Here is an 18867-nt window from a genome sequence, read left to right as displayed (position 1 = left end):
GTGGCACTCCCGCACATCGAGATCCGCCCATACCCCCTGTATGTGGCGGGCTCCAAAGACCCTTACCAGTTTCACTATCTGATCGAGATTGAGAATCTGGGGCCCGGCCCGGTGCAACTGCTGCATCGGCGCTGGCTCATCACAGATGCCAATGGCAAGATGCTGGAAGTTGCAGGCCCGGGCGTGGTCGGGGAACAACCCGTCATTGCCGAAGGTGAGACCTACCGCTACCAGAGCGGCGTGCCGCTGGCGACCCCGCTTGGGGTGATGGAAGGGAGCTATACCCTGCAAGATGGCTCTGGTCAGCAGTTCGAGGCGCACATCGCCCCCTTCACGCTGGCCATCCCCAATATTATCAACTGAGGTTTCATGGCGAACTGTTTTGTCGGTGACATCCAGGGCTGTTACGACGACTTGCGCCGTCTGCTGGATCTTGCCGCGTTCGATCCCGACCAAGACGTGCTCTGGCTCTGCGGCGATCTGGTCGCCCGCGGCCCGGACTCCCTCAATACCCTGCGTTTCGTCAAAGGGCTGGGCAACCGCGCCGTCACCGTGCTCGGCAACCACGACCTGCACCTGCTGGCGGTCGCTGATGGCGTTGCACCGCTCAAGAAGAAAGACAAGCTGCAAAGCCTGATGGATGCCCCTGATCGGGATGAACTGCTGGAGTGGCTGCGCCACCGCCCGCTGCTGGCCGAACATCCGGATCTCCCCATCATGATGGTGCATGCCGGGATCTCCCCCGCATGGGATGTCCGCACCGCCCGCAACTGCGCCCGCGAGGTAGAGAGCCTGCTACGCGGTGACCAGTACAGCTGGCTGCTGCACAACATGTACGGCGACCAGCCGGATGGCTGGAAAGATGATCTGGTCGGGATCGACCGCTACCGCTACATCATCAACACCTTCACCCGGATGCGCTTCTGCTATTTCGACGGTCGTCTCGACTTCAAATGCAAGAAAGGGCCCAAGGAGTCGACCCCGGGGCTGCGTCCCTGGTTCGAGCAGCGCGAGCATCACGTGGATGACCCCATTCTGGTGTTCGGCCACTGGGCGGCCCTGATGGGCAACACTGGCAAGAGCGATATCAAGGCGCTCGATACCGGCTGTGTCTGGGGCAACAGCCTGACCCTGTGGCGCTACGAGGATGATGCCCTGATCGCCACCCCCTGCCCGGTTCACGCCAGCTAGGGGGGACGCAGCAATCTGGCGGTCGCTGCCGCACGGATGGCCACAACCCGCTCCAATAACAAAGCCCGGCAGGTTGCCGGGCTTGCTGTTTTGTGTTCTCTGGTTCCCTGCGAATAAGGTTACAACTTGCGCCCCAGCCGCTTCTCGATTTGACGCCGCTCCCACTCGGGGCCAAACAGCTTGAAGGGCTGAAACACCCGAACAGCATGGGAGGCAAGTCCCAGCCCCCAACCCAGGGTTGGCCACCAGGCCCAGATGTACTCCGGATTGCTCAGGTAGTTGATGACAAACAGCCCGCAGATCACCACCACGTAGCTGGCGACATGGTGATAGAAGCCCTTGAGCTCCTCCACATAGCGCATTGCCGCCCGCTCCTCTGCCGATACCTGCACCGCATCCTGCCCCATAGTGTCACTTCCTCTCATCTCGCGCTCCTGTTGCCCTGATCCATCCAGTTGAGCCACATCGAGTTCAAAGACGGCAGCCAGGGCCTTGAGGGATTCCAGTCCGGGTTGCTGACCCTGCTCGATCCGCTGGATGGTGCGAACGCTCAGGCCGGTAAAGGCGGCCAACTGCTCCTGTGACCAGCCCCGCTGCAATCTCAACTTCCTGACGATCATTTCGAACTCCTTGTGGTAATTGACAGGGCCAGCATAGGGCTTGCGCCGCGAAAGGTGACACGACAGATGGCCGACATCAACCTGACAACTCTTTAAAATCAATTAGTTGAATAAACATAAAGAGATATAAGGTCAAGCTATGCCACACATGCAGATGTGCCCGGATGTGTAATCACAGGCTCTGCATCAGCTCGGCGGCAATTTCAAAGGAGCGCAGTCGGGCCTGATGATCGACGATGGGCCCATTGAACATCAGCTCATCGGCACGGGTTTCCGCCAGCAGCGCCTTGAGTCCATGACGAACCTGCTCAGGGTCGCCCACCAGAGAGCGGGCCAGGGTCTGCTCCATCGCCATCAGCTCACGGGGAGACCACTCATCGCCAAGCTGGACGACCGGCGCGGGCAGCTTGCCCGCATCACCGCGATGGAGGCGCAAGAACTGCTGCTGCACGGTAGTGAACTGGAAGCGGGCCTCCCGCTCGCTGTCGGCGGCAATCATGTTGATGCAGACCACCGCATGGGGCTTGGGCCAGCGAGCGGAGGGGCGATACTGGCTACGGTAGATCTCCAGCGCTTGCAGCAACATGGCAGGGGCGAAATGGGAGGCAAACCCGAACGGCAAGCCCATCGCCGCTGCAAGTTGCGCGCTGTAGAGGCTGGAGCCCAGCAGCCAGATGGGCAGATGCAGCCCCTGACCGGGCACCGCCAGCACCGCGCCGATCTCGTCGCCAAAGTAGCTCATCAGCTCGCGCACATCGGCCGGAAAATCATCCACCTCGCCACTGCGCATACGCCGCAGCGCCCGCATGGTGCGCTGATCGGTCCCGGGGGCGCGGCCAAGGCCAAGGTCGATGCGGTCGGGATAGAGAGAAGCCAAGGTGCCAAACTGCTCGGCAATCACCAGCGGCGAGTGGTTCGGCAGCATGATGCCACCCGCGCCGATCCGCAAAGTGGTGGTGGCTTCGGCCAGATGACCGATCAGCACCGAGGTGGCGGCACTGGCAATGCCCGGCATGTTGTGGTGTTCGGCCAGCCAGTAGCGCTGGTAACCCCAGCCCTCGGCATGGCGGGCTAGATCCCGCGAACGGCGAAATGACTCGGCAGGTACGGAACCTTCGGCAACAGGCACCAGATCGAGCACGGAATAGGGGATGGCAGGCATGAGTCACTCCATGGATTTACAGACCAGTAACAAGTGAGGCAATGTAGCACGGGATACCTGAATGAATCACTATCTCCTGCCAAGCTCTGCCTGGAAGTGGGCAACCATGGAAAAGCACAGATATCAGGCCAGTATTGTTATTTCTGTTATCGTATTGACACACTGCTGACAGATCGTCTCCGCAAGCATCACTGTGACAAGGAAATGTCCATGATCACTGCCAGATCCGGGCGCAAGCCCTTCTATGTTCACATTGCCACCCTATTTACCCTGCTGTTCAGTGTGCTGGGCATGCTGCTGATTCTGCTGCAGTTCCAGCAGGGCTCTCGCCAGATGCTGGAACATGAGCGCCACAACTTCAAACAGTACCGGGAACAGCTGGCCCTCGCTCTGCAATTGAACGAGCAGCCAGCCCGCATGTCCCTCAGCCTGCTAGCCAGCAGCCGACTGGCCGACATGAGCGATCTGGCAAGCCGACTGGAGTATCTGCCGCAGTTGGCAGAGATCTTGGCCAATCGCGACAGCTATGGTGCCGTCTACATCGGCTATGAGAGTGGCGATTTCTTTCTGGTACGAAAACTCACGGAACGGGCCCGGGCCCAGTTGCAGGCTGTGCCTGAAGGCAGCCAGTTGCTGGTTCAGAGCCTGAGTAGCGGGCGGGGAGAGTTCCTCTATTTTGATGAGCAGCTGCAACTTTTGGGGCGGCGAGCCATGGCGGATTATCGATTCGATCCCCGCAGCCGCGACTGGTACCGGCTGGCTCGCGGTTCATCAAAGATTGTCGCCACCACCCCCTATCTCTTTTTTACCACCAGGGAGCCGGGCATGACGCTGGCTGTCACCAGCCATAGCCAACGCGCCGTGATCGGGCTGGATGCCAGTGTCGAAGGGCTCTCGGCCTTGATTGGCGAGCTGCAGTTGCCGCTCCAAAGCCAGGTAGTGTTGTTCGATCGCTCCGCGACACTGCTGGCGGCCGACCCTGTACATCTGCCAGCCTATGATCAGCTGACTCGGCTGCCAGCGATCACGGCTCTGGGCAGCCCAGTCATGGCCGAGCTGAAAACTAGGCTAGAGAGGACGCCTGTGCTGCTGGATGGTACTCCCCAGGAGCTGACCCTGACCACAGGGGAAGAACAAGAGTGGCTGGTCTATATCTCTCCCCTCGGCAAGGACACCCCTTTTTACGTCGCCCTGCTGGTCTCGGCAGATCTGCTTTATCAGCAGGCACGCAATGAAGCACTGATCAATGTGGCATGGGCGCTGGGCAGCCTGCTGTTGTTGCTGCCGGTGATCTGGCTGGTCTCCCGCCGTACCGCTACCCCGCTGCTGGCCCTGACCCGTGAGGCTGAGCGGATCCAGCGTTTCGACTTTGGCGAGGGTCAGGTTCCTGAATCAGCCATCCGGGAAATAGATGACCTTGCGCGCACCATGTCCGGCATGCGCCAAACCCTCGGCAACTTCATGAACATGGGTAGAGCACTGGCTGCAGAGCACCGCGTCGACTCCCTGCTAAGCCGCATCCTGCATGAAACCATCGCCGCGGTACAGGCAAAAGGGGGATGCCTCTACCTGGCCCAACAGCAAAAGATGCAGCCGGTCCAGGCCCGCTGGCAGCAAACCGAACTGCCCCTAGGGCAGGTTCCCTGGCCACAACCATTGCTATCCGGCCTGGCCACTTCCCAGCGCATCTCCCTCAGCCTGGATGAGGCGGCCTGGAGGCAACACCTGGACAGTTGGGGTTCCTTTCCCGGCCTATGCCAGCTGGTAGCTGAGCCGCTCTGCAACCATCGTCAGGAGCTGATCGGCTACCTCCTGCTGATCCTGCCACACTGCAGCGAACAGGAGCTGGCATCGCGCATCAGCCTGATCGAGGCGCTGGCGGGCACTTCGGCCTCCGCCATCGAGAACCAGCGCCTGCTGGAGGAGCAAAAACAGCTGCTCGAATCCTTTATCGAGCTGATGGCCGGCGCCATCGACGCCAAGAGCCCCTACACCGGCGGCCACTGCCAACGTGTGCCCGAGCTGACCAAGATGCTGACCGAGGCAGCCTGCGCCCAGCGACAGGGCCCCTTTGCCGATTTCAGTCTCAACGAGGAGGAGTGGGAAGCCATCCATATCGCCAGCTGGCTACATGACTGTGGCAAGGTGACCACCCCGGAGTTCGTGGTCGACAAGGCTACCAAACTGGAGACCCTCTACGACCGGATCCACGAGATCCGCACCCGTTTTGAAGTACTCAAGCGGGATGTCTATATCGAGTGCCTCGCAGCCCGCCTGTCATCAGAGATCAGAAGTGCCTGCCGGGAAGAAGCAGCCCCGCGCTGGGCCGAACTGGATCAGGAGTTTGCCTTCATCGCCGAGTGCAATCTGGGCGGCGAGTGGATGGCCCCCGAGAAGATTGAACGGCTCGACGCCATCGCCAGCCGCACCTGGCTGCGCACCCTGGACGATCGACTCGGCATCAGCCGGGAGGAGCTCAAGCTGCGTCAGAAAGAACCGTCTCCCGAGTTGCCCTGCCTCGAGCCACTGCTGGCCGACAAGTGCTGGCACCTTGTGCCTCGTCCGGATGGAGATCGGTTCGACGAGCACAATCCCTGGGGCTTCAAGGTCAAGGTACCGCACCATCTCTACAACCGAGGGGAGAGATACAACCTTGCCATCAGCAGGGGAACCCTCACCGAGGAGGAGCGCTACAAGATCAACGAGCACATCATCCAGACCATACGCATGCTGGAGCACCTCCCCTTCCCCCGTCATCTGCGCTGCGTGCCAGAGATTGCCGGCGGTCATCACGAGCGGATGGATGGCAAGGGTTACCCACGCCAGCTGACCGGAGCACAGATGAGCGTACCAGCCCGCATCATGGCTATCGCCGATATTTTCGAGGCGCTGACCGCCAGTGATCGCCCCTACAAATCTGGCAAGACGATCTCCCAGGCTCTTGCCATCATGCAGAACATGGTGCGTGAACAGCATATCGACTCGGATCTGTTCGCCCTGTTTGTCAGCAGCGGCATCTGGCGCGATTACGCTAGGCGCTTCCTCGAGAGCGCCCAACTGGATCAGGTGGACGAAACCGCACTGCTGGCCGCACTTGCCTAGGCTGGGTCATATTTTCTTACATTTGCGGGCTGGCCTGAGCGCTCCGGGCTGGTTATAACGGTGCCCCTATAGCGAAGGGGGAGCAATAGACTCCCCCTCACTCTTTGTCACACCACACTGTTCAGGTTATCTATGTCAAAACATCTCGTTCTGCTGGGCGCGCTGACGCTCTCCGGCTGCTCCCTGTTGTCTCCCCCAGCCCCCACCGTCACCCCAGTGCACCTTGCCGATACCAGCCAGCGAGGCTTCTACATCGAATGCAGCAGCATGAAAGCCTGCTTCCAGCAGGCCAACCAGACCTGCCCGCAAGGTTACAAGGAGACCGATCGTCGCCAGCAGACGCTCTACAGCACCCAGTATCTGGGGGGAAGCTATGACAAGGAGAAGAAAATCTACCAAGCTGCCAAGCCCTATCGCATCGCCAACACAGTCCACTCCCTGACAATTCAGTGTCCCGTCACTAGAGGCTGAGCCAGCCTAAGGGCGATGCTCTCCCCTTACCGCGGAAAAGAAAACGGTCAACCCAGGTTGACCGTTTTTCACTATGGCGTAGCCCTTAGAACAGCAGATGCGCTACACCGGCAATTACCGGCAAGGTAACCAGGGTGCGCATCAGGAAGATCACAAACAACTCCCACAGTTTGACCGGGATCTTGCTGCCAAGCAGCAGGGCCCCCACTTCCGACATATAGATAAGCTGGGTTACCGACATGGCGGCAATGACGAAGCGGGTCATCTCGCTATCGATGGTCGAGGCCAGCACCGCTGGAATAAACATATCGGCAAAACCGACCATGATGGTCTTGGATGCGGCTTCCGCCTCCGGCAGTTGCAGCAGTTCCAGCAAGGGGACGAAGGGGGCGCCAAGCCAGTTGAAGATGGGGGTGTGTTCGGCCAGCATCAGGGCACAGGTACCGATCGCCATGACCACAGGCAACACGCCAAACAGCATGTCGAGCGCATTTTTCACCCCTTCCCGGGCGACGGCACCGAGACCGGTCATCTGCTCTGCCTTGGTCAATGCACGTTCGAGACCATAACTCATCACACTGTGCTGGTGGGGCACCGCCTCCTGCTTGCGACACAGGGGAGCGCCATCGATATAGATATCCTTCTTCCAGGATAGCGGCGGCAGACGTGGCACCACGATAGCGGCAACCACCCCAGCCAGACAGACAGTCAGATAGAAGGGAACGAACATGTGTTCCAGCTTCACCTGGGAGATCACTACCAGACAGAAGGTGATGGAGACGGCGGAGAAGGTGGTGCCAATAACGGCCGCTTCCCGCTGGGTATAGAACTTCCCTTCGTACTGCTTGCTGGTCAGCAGGATGCCGACACTGCCATCCCCCAGCCAGGAGGCAAAGCAGTCTACGGCAGAGCGACCCGGCAACCGGAATACCGGACGCATGATGCGAGTCATCATAGTGCCGACAAACTCCAGCAGCCCGAAATCGAGCAGCAACGGCAGCAGCAGGCCGGCAAAAATGAAGACTGAAAACAGCACCGGCAGCAGATCGTTGAGCACCAGGCCGCCGGTTGCGCCTGAATAAAGCACCTCTGGTCCCACCTGGAAGAAGGTCAGCAGCACGAAAATACCACCCACCACCCGCACGCAGGCCCAGAAAGGAGAGACGTTGAACAGGCTGTTGAGGAATGGTCTACGCACCAGAATCGCCGGTTTGAACAACCAGGTGATGATAGTCATCAGCATGGTGGTAGTGATCACCGCACTGACCATGGCAACCAGATAATCGGCAAAAACCCGCTGCACCAGCTTGGCCAGCACTGCGACGGGGATGGTGACGTTACCGTCATAGACGACCGGCGTCATGAACAGCAAGATACCGATCAGTGACGGTATTAGAAACATCAACAAGTTACGGCGGGTATTAACCGCAGATGCTTCAAGACTCTTTTCCAGCATGATAAGACTGCCCTAATGTTACTTTTCCATAGCTCGGCCTACCTGCGTATTCATGCATTAACCGGCAAAACGGGCGCAAGAATACTCCAAAAAAATGCACAAACAAGCCCATAATGCATAAATCTGCGCATAAAAATTTTTACAGGTAAACCTTCCATCAAAACAATCAGATACAGAAACGCATATCGATTCAATCGACATCGCCAGATGATTGTTTCATTACTGTTAATTTTGATGGGCAGTATAAACAGTTATCAACGGCAGGCAATAAGTGGCATCACAAACATACCTAATGAGCCACTACTCGACAGGCATAAAAAAAACCGGAGCCTGTTCAGGCTCCGGTTATCAATGAAATGGACAGACAAGGGTATCAGTCACGGACGTAGATCACTTCCACACCATCATCATCTTCGTCATCCCAATCATCATCGTCGAGACTTTCGTCAAAGGCCATGGAGGCGGCAAGCGCTTCCGCTTCGGCTTTAGCCAGCTGGTTCTTATGGTAGTCGTCCCACTTGAACTCCACTTTCTCGATCGCCTCTTTGGCATCCTGCTCCAGCTGACGGGGCATGGTATCCAGCAGATCCAGGATGTCGTAGCAGACCTTCTTGGTCCCTTCCTTGCTGATGGCAGTGATGGCGTAGACCGGCCCTTCGTGGTTGAGGGCGGCTTTCACGCGATCCATCACTTCCTGAGCCTCTTCTTCCAGGATCAGATCCATCTTGTTGAACACCAGCCAGCGCGGCTTGCCAGCCAGTTCCGGGCTGTACTTCTCCAGCTCACGCACGATGGTCACGGCATTTTCAGCCGGATCGGAGCCATCAATGGGGCAAATATCCACCAGATGGATCAACACGCGGCAGCGTTCGAGGTGCTTGAGGAAACGGATACCAAGACCTGCGCCTTCGGCTGCCCCCTCAATCAGGCCCGGAATATCGGCGATCACGAAGGAGCGGGAGTTCTCACCACGCACCACACCGAGGTTCGGCACCAGGGTGGTAAAGGGATAATCAGCGACTTTCGGGCGGGCGGCAGAAACAGCGCGAATAAAGGTAGATTTACCGGCGTTGGGCAGACCCAGCATACCGACGTCAGCCAGCAACAGCAGCTCCAGCTTCAGGGTACGCACTTCGCCCGGTGTGCCGTTGCTCTTCTGGCGTGGAGCCCGGTTGACCGAACTCTTGAAGCGGGTATTGCCCAAACCGTGGAAACCGCCCTTGGCAACCAGCAACTTCTGCTCGTGGTGAGTCAAGTCGCCCAGCAACTCGCCGGTATCGTCATCGGTCGCCCGGGTACCGACCGGCACGCGCAGGATCTTGTCCTTGCCACGACGACCGGTACAGTTGGCACTCTGGCCATTCTCGCCACGCTCGGCAGCATGGAAACGCTCAAAACGGTAGTCGATCAGGGTGTTGAGGTTCTCATCGGCAACCAGATAGACGTCACCACCGTCACCACCGTCACCACCATCCGGACCACCGTTGGGAATATATTTTTCACGGCGAAAACTTACACAACCGTTACCACCGTCACCGGCATCGACTCGAATCTGGACTTCATCAACAAACTTCATAGGTAACCGTCACCTTAATTCGAAAAACCGATACGCAATTATAGTGGTACAGACCCCTGCGGGCGATACGCATCTTGCCAATCATGCCCGTCAGAGCCAAAGTCAGCTGCGTTCCGTTTTTTCGTCAACGACATCAGAAAGACGTCAGAAAAACAAAAGCCCCGCCTGTTGGCGGGGCTTCGGATCCTTGCGGTCCGTAATTACTCAGCAACGATGCTAACGTACTTACGATTCAGCGGACCTTTAACTTCGAACAGGATTTTACCAGTCGCGGTAGCGAACAGGGTGTGATCCTTGCCCAGACCAACGTTGGTGCCAGCGTGGAACTTGGTACCACGTTGACGAACGATGATGCTGCCAGCCAGAACTGTTTCGCCGCCGAAACGCTTCACGCCCAGGCGTTTAGCTTCAGAATCGCGACCGTTGCGGGATGAACCGCCAGCTTTTTTGTGTGCCATTTATCGGACTCCTCTAATTAAGCGCTGATGCCAGTGATTTTGACTTCAGTGAACCACTGACGGTGGCCCGCTTGCTTACGATGGTGCTTACGACGACGGAACTTGACGATAGTCACTTTCTCGCCACGGCCGTGAGCCACAACTTCAGCTACAACCTTGCCACCTTCAACGAAAGGAGCACCTACTTTAAAAGTGTCGCCTGCAGCAACCATCAGAACTTCGTTGAAGTCGATGGTAGCGCCAGTCTCAACGTTCAGCTTTTCCAGACGAACGATTTGACCTTCGGCCACACGGTGTTGTTTTCCGCCGCTTTGGAATACCGCGTACATTTGATTAACTCCGTAAAGGCATGTCTTTTGCTCAAGGCTAGACATGCGCAAAAACCTATAACAATGGGCGGGCATTCTACGCAAATCGATCTGCTCAGGCAAGGCCAATTTAGCAAAAAGTTTATTTTGTGCGCATATCTACCGCCGTGGATAAACGCCTAACTGTAACCCATTGTGAAATCGTGTAGAATCCCTGCCATTACTAAAATCGCAGTTATTGCTGCTGTCACGTTACGAGACTTATGGACCAACAGACTATCCGTGCGCTCTGTGCCGCCGACATGACGGCGGTCAATGAACTGATCCTGGCCCGACTCCAGTCCGACGTTAGTCTGATTAATCAGCTGGGTTTCTACATTGTCAGCGCCGGCGGGAAACGGATGCGCCCCATGCTGACCGTGATGGCTGCGCGTGCGCTGGGCTATGAAGGTGAGGATCACCTGAAACTGGCCGCCATCATCGAATTCATTCACACCTCTACCCTGCTGCACGACGACGTGGTCGACGAATCCGACCTGCGCCGTGGCCGGGAGACCGCCAACGCCATGTTTGGCAATGCTGCCAGCGTGCTGGTCGGTGACTACCTCTATAGCCGCTCCTTCCAGATGATGGCCGAACTCTCCAACCTGCGGGTGATGGAGATCCTCTCGGATGCAACCAACACCATCGCCGAAGGGGAAGTGTTGCAGCTGATGAACTGCAACGACCCGGATACCACCGAAGAGAGCTACATGACGGTCATCTACTGCAAGACCGCCAAGCTGTTCGAGGCCGCTACCCGACTCGCCGCCGTGCTGACCCATCAGCCCGAGCCCGTCGAACAGGCCATGACCGATTACGGCAAGTATCTGGGCACCGCGTTCCAGATCATTGATGACGTGATGGACTACTGCTCCCAGAGCGAAGAGATGGGCAAGAACGTCGGCGACGATCTGGCCGAAGGCAAACCAACCCTGCCGCTGCTGCGTGCCATGGATGTGGGCACGCCGGAAGAACGCCAGCTGGTGCGCGATGCCATCGAGCACCGCAACGGTATGGAACATCTTGAGCAGATCCTCGGGATTCTCGACCGTACCGGCGCGCTGGAGTACTCCCGCATGCGGGCCCGGGAAGAGGCCGACAAGGCCATTGCCGCCCTCGCCATCCTGCCGGACTCCCCGCACAAGCACGCGCTGGAAACACTGGCCCACATGGCGGTGCAGCGCAGTGCCTGAGTAAACGACATGCATGAAAAAGAGGCCTTCGGCCTCTTTTTTATTGTCTGCTATCTGCTGGACAGTGCATTGCGCCAGACTCAGCGACTCAGCATCCAGAGGATCACGCTACCCGCAACCACTAACGAGCCGCCGATACGGCGCAACTGCTCCGGTGGCTGATCGCTCAGCAGCCGTAACATCTGCTGCCATGCCCTGGGCATCAACAACGGGCCGAGCCCTTCAAACAGCAACAGCAGACCCAGCCCCGTCAGTATGGATGTCATCATTCTGCCCCTCTCCCGTCAAAAACCATTGATCCCGTTTGTTTGGCAGACAAATAAAAGGGCCTGACAAAGCAGGCCCCTGGCAAAACAACTCCCGACACTTACTGCTTGGTGCCTTCAGGAGACTTGAAGTAACGGAAAAACTCGCTATCCGGCTTGAGCACCATCAGGTCGTTGCCACCGGCGAAGCTCTTGCGATAGGCCTCCATACTGCGCACGAAGCTGAAAAACTCGGGGTCTTTCTTGTAGCTGTCGGCATAGATTTTAGCGGCTTCCGCATCCCCTTCACCGCGCAGTTGACGAGCGTTACTCTCTGCATCAGCGATCATCACGGTCACTTTGCGATCGATATCGGCCCGTAGGATCTCGGCCTGCTCACGCCCCTGGGAGCGATGCTCACGGGCCACGGCAGTACGCTCGGCCCGCATCCGCTGGTAAATGGAGTTGGACACTTCCACTGGCAGGTTGATCTGCTTGATCCGCACATCCACCACCTTGATGCCGAGCTCGGAGGAGCGCGCCATCTTCATCAGAGCATCTTCCATCACGGTACTGCGTTCACCGGAGACGATATCCTTGATAGTACGATTACCAATCTCGGAGCGCAGACCGTTGTTGATCTTGCGCTTGAGCAGATCCTCGGCCTGCAACTTGTTACCACCACCGGTTGCCAGGTAGTACTTGGAGAAGTCCTCGATCTTCCATTTCACATACGAATCGATGATCAGGTCTTTCTTCTCGGAGGTGACAAAACGGTCGGCCTGGCTGTCGATGGTCTGGATCCGTGCATCCATTTTGCGAACTTGGTCGATGAGCGGCACCTTGAAGTGCAGGCCCGGTTCATAGAGACGGGGCTCACCGGAATCAATCCGCTTCACCTTGCCGAACTGCACCACAATCCCCTTCTGGCCTTCATCAACGATAAAGACAGAAGAGAAGCAGACCATGGCCGCGACAGCGATTACACCAATAGCTAGCTTTTTCATCTATCAGTTTCTCCCTGAGCTGAAGCGGTCACCGCTACGCAGCGGCGTCGGAGTGGAGTTGGCGCCCTCGTTGGAAGCTGGCGTGGACTCGATGGTCGGCGCAGCAGCTGGACGCCCCTGCTGGACGCTCGCCTGCTTGCCAGCCAACTTGTCGAGCGGCAGATAGATCATGCTGTTGTTGCCAGCCGGCATGTCGACCACCACTTTATTGGCCTGCTGATAGAGCTCTTCCATGGTCTCCAGGTAGATACGATTGCGTGTCAGATCGGGCGCAGCTTGATACTGGGGCAGCAGCTCGTTGAAGCGGGCCACTTCACCCTGGGCTTTCAGCACAATCTGGGACTTGTAGGCTTCCGCTTCCTGCTCCAGACGCTTGACCTGACCACGGGCCTTCGGCTCGACTTCACGGGCATAGGCTTCGGCCTCGCGGATGAAGCGTTGCTCATCTTCCTGAGCGGCAATGGCGTCATCAAACGCATCCTTCACCTCTTCCGGCGGACGAGCCGGCAAGAAGTTGACGTCGACGATCTGCAGACCCATCTGGTAAGGCTCGATGATGCCATCAATCACCTGCCAGGTCTCCTGACGCACCTTCTCACGACCGGTGGTCAGCACGTCGTCCATCTTGGTGTGGCCCACAACATAACGCAGGGCACTGTCGGTGGCCTGACTCAGGCTCTCGTCAGCATTCGTTACGCTAAACAGATACTGCTCGGGGTTGACCACACGGTACTGCACGTCCATCTCGACCCGTACCACGTTTTCATCCTGAGTCAGCATGAAACCGGAAGCAGGCAGCGAGCGCACGGACTCGACATCCACCGGGATCACCTTGTCGATAAAGGTGGGATTCCAGCGCAGACCCGGCTCGACAATATGGGAAAACTTGCCAAACCGCAGCACTGCACCACGTTCCGCTTCACGAATGGTGTAGAAGCCGCTGACGACCCACACCACCACAGCCACAACCAGCGCGATGGAGATACCAAAGCGACCTACATCGCCGCCAGATTTGCCGCCACCAAACAAGCCACCGAAACGGCGACTCACTTTGCGCAGCATTTCATCCAGATCAGGGGGTCCCTGATTCTTGCCGTTATTCCCCCAAGGGTCACGGTCTTTGCCGTTGTTACCAGGCTCATTCCAAGCCATCAGCGTCTCCATTAATACATGCGGATGGATATCATCTCTATCGGGCCATCATACGTTGAGAAGCCCCTAAGGGTTCATCTTCATCGACGAATCAATGCCTGATAAAGCGTTGTAAACTCTCACCTTCCTGCTTTACGAGGCGGTTCCAGTCGGCCACTTGCAAGCGGACTTCCAGCACGAAATCTCCCTCCTCGCTAAAGCCTTCCTGCTCAATGCCCTTCAACTGATAAAGCGCACTGCGCAATCTTGCTGCCGAGGGTGGCAACTGCAGGGTGTGGTGCACCATGGAGCCGGCCAGCAGTTCAGTCAGCGCCGTAAACAGATGCTCACAACCTTCACCAGTCTGAGCCGACAGCCAGACGCGCAATGGGCGCCCCTCGTCATCTCGCTCCAGACCAGCAGGACGATCCGCCAGCTTGTCGATCTTGTTGCAGATCATCAGCTGAGGCCTGTCGTCAGCTTCAATTTCGGCCAGCACCTGCTGCACGGAGTCGATATTCTCCTGCATCTGCTCATCGGCACAGTCCACCACATGCAGCAGCAGATCCGCTTCGCGGGTCTCCTGCAGGGTCGCTTTGAAGGCCGCGACCAGATCATGGGGCAAGTGTCGAATAAATCCAACTGTATCCGCCAAAATCACATCACCCACATCCCGGATCACCAGTTTACGCAGGGTGGGATCCAGAGTTGCGAACAATTGGTCGGCAGCATACACGCTGGCAGCTGTAAGTTGGTTGAACAAAGTGGACTTTCCGGCGTTGGTGTAACCAACCAGTGACACCGTCGGCACTTCGTTGCGGTTGCGGGCGCGGCGTCCCTGCTCCCGCTGCTTGGCCACCTTGTCGAGCCGACGCAAAATCGCCTTGATGCGTTCCCGCAGCAGACGTCGGTCAGTTTCAAGTTGGGTTTCACCCGGGCCACGCAGACCGATCCCGCCCTTTTGACGCTCAAGGTGGGTCCAGCCTCGCACCAGGCGAGTGGAAAGGTGGCGTAACTGGGCCAGTTCGACCTGCAGTTTACCTTCATGGGTTCGGGCGCGCTGGGCGAAGATGTCGAGGATCAGACCGGTTCTGTCCACCACCCGGCACTGGAACAGACGTTCCAGATTTCGTTCCTGGGCAGGAGTCAGGGCATGGTTGAAGATCACCACATCCGCATCCAGCATCTGGACTTGGGACGCGATCTCTTCAGCCTTGCCACTGCCGACAAAAAATTTGGCACTGGGCGCACTGCGACTGGTGGTAATTACCCCCAGCGCATTGACTCCGGCCGAGCTCACCAACATCTTGAGCTCTTCCAGATCCTCCCGCTCACCCTCATCACTGAAGTTGACATGCACCAGAACGGCCTGTTCGCCAGCTTCATAACGGTCAAACAAGCGCTTGCTCCTTAACAGGAATCATGATGAATCTGAGTTGGCGAGTCGACTCGCCCAGGGATATCACGCCTCGGCATCACCCTGTTCATCAGCCGCGCCACCCGGAGTGGGCTGGTGATGATTGACGGCACGGGCCGGTACGACAGTCGAGATGGCGTGCTTGTAAACCATCTGGCTCACGGTGTTTTTCAGCAGGATAACAAACTGGTCAAAAGACTCGATCTGACCTTGCAGTTTGATGCCGTTCACCAAATAGATAGAAACAGGAATCCGCTCACGGCGCAGCGCATTCAAAAACGGGTCTTGGAGAGATTGCCCCTTAGCCATTTTTCTTTTCCTTATAGTTTGTTGTTTTTAAACACCGAATATCAATATAACAACCTGATTATACAGGGAGTGTCAAGCCGCACCAGCGCGAGCAAGCACGCGGTCGAGATTGCCAGACTCACCAGATTCCAACCAGGTCACGTCGGGCCAGCCGCGCAACCAGGTCATCTGTCGTTTTGCCAATTGGCGTGTGGCAACAATGCCACGATAACGCATCTCATCATACCCCACTTCACCGCACAGGTAGTCCCACATTTGGCGATAACCCACACAGCGAATGGAGGGGAGATCCGGGTGCAGATCGCCGCGCGCCATCAGCGCACGAACCTCCTGTTCAAAGCCACCTTGCAGCATCTTGTCAAAGCGCTGTTCGATCCGCTGATGCAGCACGGCGCGATCGCTCGGGGCGATGGCAAACTGCTGCACTCGATAGGGCAAGCCCTCCCCCTGCACCTGCGTCAGCTCGGTAAGGGTCTTGCCGCTGATACGGTAGACCTCAAGCGCCCGGCTGAGCCGCTGCGGGTCATTGGGGTGAATTCGCGCCCCGGCCACCGGGTCGATGCGCACCAGCTCATCGTGCAGCGCCTGCCAACCGAGGCGGGCAGCCTCTTCCTCAATCCCGGCTCGAATGGCGGGATCGGCTGAGGGCAGCGGAGACAATCCCTCCAGCAACGCCTTGAAATAGAGCATGGTACCACCCACCAGCAGCGGAATGCGGCCACGGTCGGCGATCTCTTTCATCTCCCGCAGGGCATCCTTGCAAAAATCGGCTGCCGAATAGCTCACCGCGGGATCAAGAATGTCGATCAGCCGGTGCGGAGCCCGCGCCAGTTCATCAGCGGTGGGCTTGGCCGTACCTATATCCATGCCGCGATAGATCAGCGCAGAATCGACGCTGATGATGTCGCAAGGCAATGCCTGGCACAGTTCAATGGCGAGATCCGTCTTGCCGGAGGCCGTCGGCCCCATCAGAAAAATTGCGGTCGGCAAGTCACTCGCCATGTTCAAACTCCTCCAGCACGGTCGCCAGCGAAAGCGGGCGCGCCATACGCATGTCACCAAGCTGGTCACTGAAATCGGTCACAAGTTCCGTCAGCAGACGACTGGCAGTTGAAAAATCGTATATCTTCTCGCGGCTTATCCCCTGCTCCACCAGCCATTGGCATAATACTTCAGCCTGCTGACCAGCATCACTGTCAGATCCGCCCTCGATAATTTGCAGCAATTCGGGTAACAGACGCACCAGATCGGTCTGGCGCAGCAGAGCCGGCACCCGAGTCAGGATCATGGTGTCGCGCCCCCCGCTTTTCAACTCCAGCCCCATCCGTTTCAGCAAACGTTCCTGCTCGGTCACCAGCGCGATCAAATTCTTCGGCAGCTTGAAGGAGACCGGCAGCAACAGCGGCTGGGCCGCCAGTCCCTGAACCCAGGTCTCCAGAAGCCAATGGCGTAGCAGCACACGCTCAGCGCGTACCAGTGAAAGCAGGGCCAGCTGATTATCCCGCTCGATCAACAGGTAGGCCTGCTCCACCAGTGTCAGGGCGCGACATCCCCCCTGTTTGGGTGACGGCACTGGATCAGTGGGCTGCACAGGAGCAGCCTCAGCTTCGATAGGTAGCGTAGTGAGCAGCGCCCCCATGCCGCGCATCGCCTCGCGACTTGGCGGCTCGGGCGGTTGATAATTGCTGGCTCGACCAGCCCCACCGCCTCCCTCCCGCACCTGCGCAGGCGCCCGGTAGCTGTGCTCGGCACCGTACCACTCCGGACGGGGCGCCTGACCGGGGTATTCAATCTGCGGAGTGACCGGCAACTCGACCAGGGTTTCGGCCAGCGGCGCGTCCTGATGAGCAGCGCTGACTCCTTCGCGGCGCAGCGCAGTAAACAGCGCCTGAAAGATAAAGTCGTGGATCAGCCGCGCCTGATGGAAGCGCACCTCATGCTTGGCCGGATGAACGTTGACATCCACCTGACGGGGATCCAGCTCGATATAGAGCACATAAGCAGCGAAGCGATCGGGAGGCAGCAACTCGTCATAGGCCTGACGGATGGCGTGGTTGATGAGCTTGTCGCGCATCATCCGGCCGTTGACATAGGTGTATTGCAGGTCGTTCTGCGGTCTTGCCCCCTCCGGGGTCGCCAGCCAGCCCCACAACCGCACGTCGCTATGCGCGCTCTCCACCGCCAGCGCATGGTGCATGAAGGGGGTGCCGCAAACGGCGGCGAGACGTCGCTCCTGCTCCGGCACGGTATTGGCGGCCTTGTACTGGCGCACCACCTTGCCATTGTGGCGCAGGATCAGGGTGGCATCGAAGCGGGAGAGCGCGATGCGGCGCACCAGCTCGTCAATATGGGCAAACTCGGTCTTTTCGCTGCGCATGAATTTGCGCCGCGCGGGTGTATTAAAGAAGAGATCCACCACCTCCACCGTGGTGCCCACCGGATGGGCCGCAGGCTTGATGGTGACGCTCATCTCGCGCCCTTCCGCCTGGGCTTGCCAGGCTTCGGACTGCTCGGCGGTGCGGGAGGTGAAGGTGAGACGGGAGACAGAGCTGATGGAGGCGAGCGCCTCGCCACGAAAACCGAGGCTGTTGATCCCTTCCAGATCATCCAGCGTGGCCACCTTGGAGGTTGCATGACGCGACAGCGCAAGTACCAGCTCATCTTTGGCGACACCGCAGCCGTTGTCACGGATGCGGATCAGCTTGGCGCCCCCCTTGTCGATGTCGATCTCGACCCGGTCGGCCCCCGCATCCAGGCTGTTCTCCACCAGCTCTTTCACCACAGAAGAGGGCCGCTCCACCACCTCTCCGGCTGCAATCTGGTTGGCCAGAATGGGTGGCAAAATACGGATCGGCATCATTTACTCCTGAATTTCAATCTTGCGGATAGAGAGCCGTTCCACCACCTCTCCACCAACCGGAATCTGGTTGGCCAGGATAGGGGGCAATATACGGATCGGCATCACTTACTCCTGAATTTCAATCTTGCGGATAGAGAGCCGCTCCACCACCTCTCCACCAACCGGAATCTGGTTGGCCAGGATAGGGGGCAATATACGGATCGGCATCACTTACTCCTGAATTTCAATCTTGCGGATAGAGAGCCGCTCCACCACCTCTCCACCAACCGGAATCTGGTTGGCCAGAATCGGGGGGTAATATACGGATCGGCATCACTTG

The 18867-nt window shown here is 58.1% G+C and carries 18 protein-coding genes; 5 read left to right on the top strand and 13 right to left on the bottom strand.

The genetic code is table 11. From position 1 onward, the window contains the following. On the top strand, nt 1-363 hold the full coding sequence (apaG, locus tag I6L44_RS00170) for a Co2+/Mg2+ efflux protein ApaG (RefSeq protein WP_216952934.1): 363 nt from the start codon (nt 1-3) through the stop codon (nt 361-363). A gap of 6 nt (nt 364-369) precedes the next feature. After that, entirely contained in the window at nt 370-1191 is an 822-nt protein-coding gene (locus I6L44_RS00165; protein ID WP_021231933.1) for a symmetrical bis(5'-nucleosyl)-tetraphosphatase, read from the top strand. Nucleotides 1192-1310: 119 nt separating this feature from the next. Here the strand turns inward: I6L44_RS00165 and I6L44_RS00160 are convergent, their stop codons facing one another. Then, the gene (locus tag I6L44_RS00160; RefSeq protein WP_216952933.1) at nt 1311-1811 is read right to left on the bottom strand and encodes a 2TM domain-containing protein; all 501 of its coding nucleotides are present in this window, start codon (nt 1809-1811) and stop codon (nt 1311-1313) included. Between the two features lie 172 nt (nt 1812-1983). Next, nucleotides 1984-2973, bottom strand: a complete 990-nt coding sequence (locus tag I6L44_RS00155; protein ID WP_216952932.1) for a luciferase-like monooxygenase — start codon at nt 2971-2973, stop codon at nt 1984-1986. Nucleotides 2974-3183: 210 nt separating this feature from the next. Here I6L44_RS00155 and I6L44_RS00150 point away from each other — a divergent pair, with 210 nt between their 5' ends. Together I6L44_RS00150 and I6L44_RS00145 are read left to right on the top strand one after the other, a co-directional pair. Further along, nucleotides 3184-6075 (top strand): HD domain-containing phosphohydrolase, encoded by a 2892-nt coding sequence (locus tag I6L44_RS00150; RefSeq protein WP_216952931.1) that lies wholly within the window; start codon nt 3184-3186, stop codon nt 6073-6075. 132 nt (nt 6076-6207) lie between these two features. Further along, on the top strand, nt 6208-6546 hold the full coding sequence (locus I6L44_RS00145; protein ID WP_216952930.1) for a hypothetical protein: 339 nt from the start codon (nt 6208-6210) through the stop codon (nt 6544-6546). 85 nt (nt 6547-6631) lie between these two features. Here I6L44_RS00145 and I6L44_RS00140 read toward each other — a convergent pair whose 3' ends face one another. The 4 genes from I6L44_RS00140 to rplU all read right to left on the bottom strand — a co-directional run bounded on the left by I6L44_RS00140 (nt 6632) and on the right by rplU (nt 10365). Then, the gene (locus I6L44_RS00140; protein WP_216952929.1) at nt 6632-8002 is read right to left on the bottom strand and encodes a YjiH family protein; all 1371 of its coding nucleotides are present in this window, start codon (nt 8000-8002) and stop codon (nt 6632-6634) included. Between the two features lie 373 nt (nt 8003-8375). After that, the gene (cgtA, locus tag I6L44_RS00135) at nt 8376-9578 is read right to left on the bottom strand and encodes an Obg family GTPase CgtA (RefSeq protein ID WP_216952928.1); all 1203 of its coding nucleotides are present in this window, start codon (nt 9576-9578) and stop codon (nt 8376-8378) included. A 200-nt stretch (nt 9579-9778) separates the two neighbouring features. Next, entirely contained in the window at nt 9779-10036 is a 258-nt protein-coding gene (gene rpmA, locus I6L44_RS00130; protein WP_005339028.1) for a 50S ribosomal protein L27, read from the bottom strand. Nucleotides 10037-10053: 17 nt separating this feature from the next. After that, nucleotides 10054-10365, bottom strand: a complete 312-nt coding sequence (gene rplU / locus I6L44_RS00125; RefSeq protein WP_005304210.1) for a 50S ribosomal protein L21 — start codon at nt 10363-10365, stop codon at nt 10054-10056. A 242-nt stretch (nt 10366-10607) separates the two neighbouring features. Here rplU and ispB point away from each other — a divergent pair, with 242 nt between their 5' ends. Further along, the gene (gene ispB, locus I6L44_RS00120) at nt 10608-11579 is read left to right on the top strand and encodes an octaprenyl diphosphate synthase (protein WP_216952927.1); all 972 of its coding nucleotides are present in this window, start codon (nt 10608-10610) and stop codon (nt 11577-11579) included. Between the two features lie 80 nt (nt 11580-11659). Here ispB and I6L44_RS00115 read toward each other — a convergent pair whose 3' ends face one another. From I6L44_RS00115 to mutL, 7 genes are all read right to left on the bottom strand, one after another. Further along, nucleotides 11660-11848 (bottom strand): DUF2065 family protein, encoded by a 189-nt coding sequence (locus I6L44_RS00115; RefSeq protein WP_216952926.1) that lies wholly within the window; start codon nt 11846-11848, stop codon nt 11660-11662. Between the two features lie 98 nt (nt 11849-11946). Continuing rightward, entirely contained in the window at nt 11947-12831 is an 885-nt protein-coding gene (hflC, locus tag I6L44_RS00110; protein ID WP_216952925.1) for a protease modulator HflC, read from the bottom strand. 3 nt (nt 12832-12834) lie between these two features. Further along, the gene (gene hflK, locus I6L44_RS00105; RefSeq protein ID WP_216952924.1) at nt 12835-13983 is read right to left on the bottom strand and encodes an FtsH protease activity modulator HflK; all 1149 of its coding nucleotides are present in this window, start codon (nt 13981-13983) and stop codon (nt 12835-12837) included. A gap of 91 nt (nt 13984-14074) precedes the next feature. After that, nucleotides 14075-15361, bottom strand: a complete 1287-nt coding sequence (hflX, locus tag I6L44_RS00100) for a ribosome rescue GTPase HflX (RefSeq protein ID WP_005339043.1) — start codon at nt 15359-15361, stop codon at nt 14075-14077. 63 nt (nt 15362-15424) lie between these two features. Next, the gene (hfq, locus tag I6L44_RS00095) at nt 15425-15688 is read right to left on the bottom strand and encodes an RNA chaperone Hfq (protein ID WP_005339045.1); all 264 of its coding nucleotides are present in this window, start codon (nt 15686-15688) and stop codon (nt 15425-15427) included. A gap of 72 nt (nt 15689-15760) precedes the next feature. Beyond that, on the bottom strand, nt 15761-16690 hold the full coding sequence (gene miaA / locus I6L44_RS00090; RefSeq protein WP_082182310.1) for a tRNA (adenosine(37)-N6)-dimethylallyltransferase MiaA: 930 nt from the start codon (nt 16688-16690) through the stop codon (nt 15761-15763). Beyond that, complete coding sequence (gene mutL / locus I6L44_RS00085) at nt 16680-18545, bottom strand: DNA mismatch repair endonuclease MutL (protein WP_216954304.1); 1866 nt, start codon at nt 18543-18545, stop codon at nt 16680-16682. Before mutL ends, miaA begins: the two co-directional genes overlap by 11 nt. Between the last annotated feature and the right edge of the window lie 322 nt (nt 18546-18867).

Source organism: Aeromonas sp. FDAARGOS 1414, from assembly GCF_019047065.1.
Classification (GTDB): Bacteria; Pseudomonadota; Gammaproteobacteria; order Enterobacterales; family Aeromonadaceae; genus Aeromonas; species Aeromonas veronii_A.
This window is presented reverse-complemented; position numbering and strand designations above follow the sequence as displayed.

What these genes read in the sequence shown, in the direction of transcription:
- I6L44_RS00165 (WP_021231933.1), top strand. Translation starts at nt 370, where the DNA reads ATGGCGAACTGTTTTGTCGGTGACATCCAGGGCTGTTACGACGACTTG.
- I6L44_RS00160 (WP_216952933.1), bottom strand. Translation starts at nt 1,811, where the DNA reads ATGATCGTCAGGAAGTTGAGATTGCAGCGGGGCTGGTCACAGGAGCAG.
- I6L44_RS00155 (WP_216952932.1), bottom strand. Translation starts at nt 2,973, where the DNA reads ATGCCTGCCATCCCCTATTCCGTGCTCGATCTGGTGCCTGTTGCCGAA.
- I6L44_RS00150 (WP_216952931.1), top strand. Translation starts at nt 3,184, where the DNA reads ATGATCACTGCCAGATCCGGGCGCAAGCCCTTCTATGTTCACATTGCC.
- I6L44_RS00145 (WP_216952930.1), top strand. Translation starts at nt 6,208, where the DNA reads ATGTCAAAACATCTCGTTCTGCTGGGCGCGCTGACGCTCTCCGGCTGC.
- I6L44_RS00140 (WP_216952929.1), bottom strand. Translation starts at nt 8,002, where the DNA reads ATGCTGGAAAAGAGTCTTGAAGCATCTGCGGTTAATACCCGCCGTAAC.
- cgtA (WP_216952928.1), bottom strand. Translation starts at nt 9,578, where the DNA reads ATGAAGTTTGTTGATGAAGTCCAGATTCGAGTCGATGCCGGTGACGGT.
- rpmA (WP_005339028.1), bottom strand. Translation starts at nt 10,036, where the DNA reads ATGGCACACAAAAAAGCTGGCGGTTCATCCCGCAACGGTCGCGATTCT.
- rplU (WP_005304210.1), bottom strand. Translation starts at nt 10,365, where the DNA reads ATGTACGCGGTATTCCAAAGCGGCGGAAAACAACACCGTGTGGCCGAA.
- ispB (WP_216952927.1), top strand. Translation starts at nt 10,608, where the DNA reads ATGGACCAACAGACTATCCGTGCGCTCTGTGCCGCCGACATGACGGCG.
- I6L44_RS00115 (WP_216952926.1), bottom strand. Translation starts at nt 11,848, where the DNA reads ATGATGACATCCATACTGACGGGGCTGGGTCTGCTGTTGCTGTTTGAA.
- hflC (WP_216952925.1), bottom strand. Translation starts at nt 12,831, where the DNA reads ATGAAAAAGCTAGCTATTGGTGTAATCGCTGTCGCGGCCATGGTCTGC.
- hflK (WP_216952924.1), bottom strand. Translation starts at nt 13,983, where the DNA reads ATGGCTTGGAATGAGCCTGGTAACAACGGCAAAGACCGTGACCCTTGG.
- hfq (WP_005339045.1), bottom strand. Translation starts at nt 15,688, where the DNA reads ATGGCTAAGGGGCAATCTCTCCAAGACCCGTTTTTGAATGCGCTGCGC.
- miaA (WP_082182310.1), bottom strand. Translation starts at nt 16,690, where the DNA reads ATGGCGAGTGACTTGCCGACCGCAATTTTTCTGATGGGGCCGACGGCC.
- mutL (WP_216954304.1), bottom strand. Translation starts at nt 18,545, where the DNA reads ATGCCGATCCGTATTTTGCCACCCATTCTGGCCAACCAGATTGCAGCC.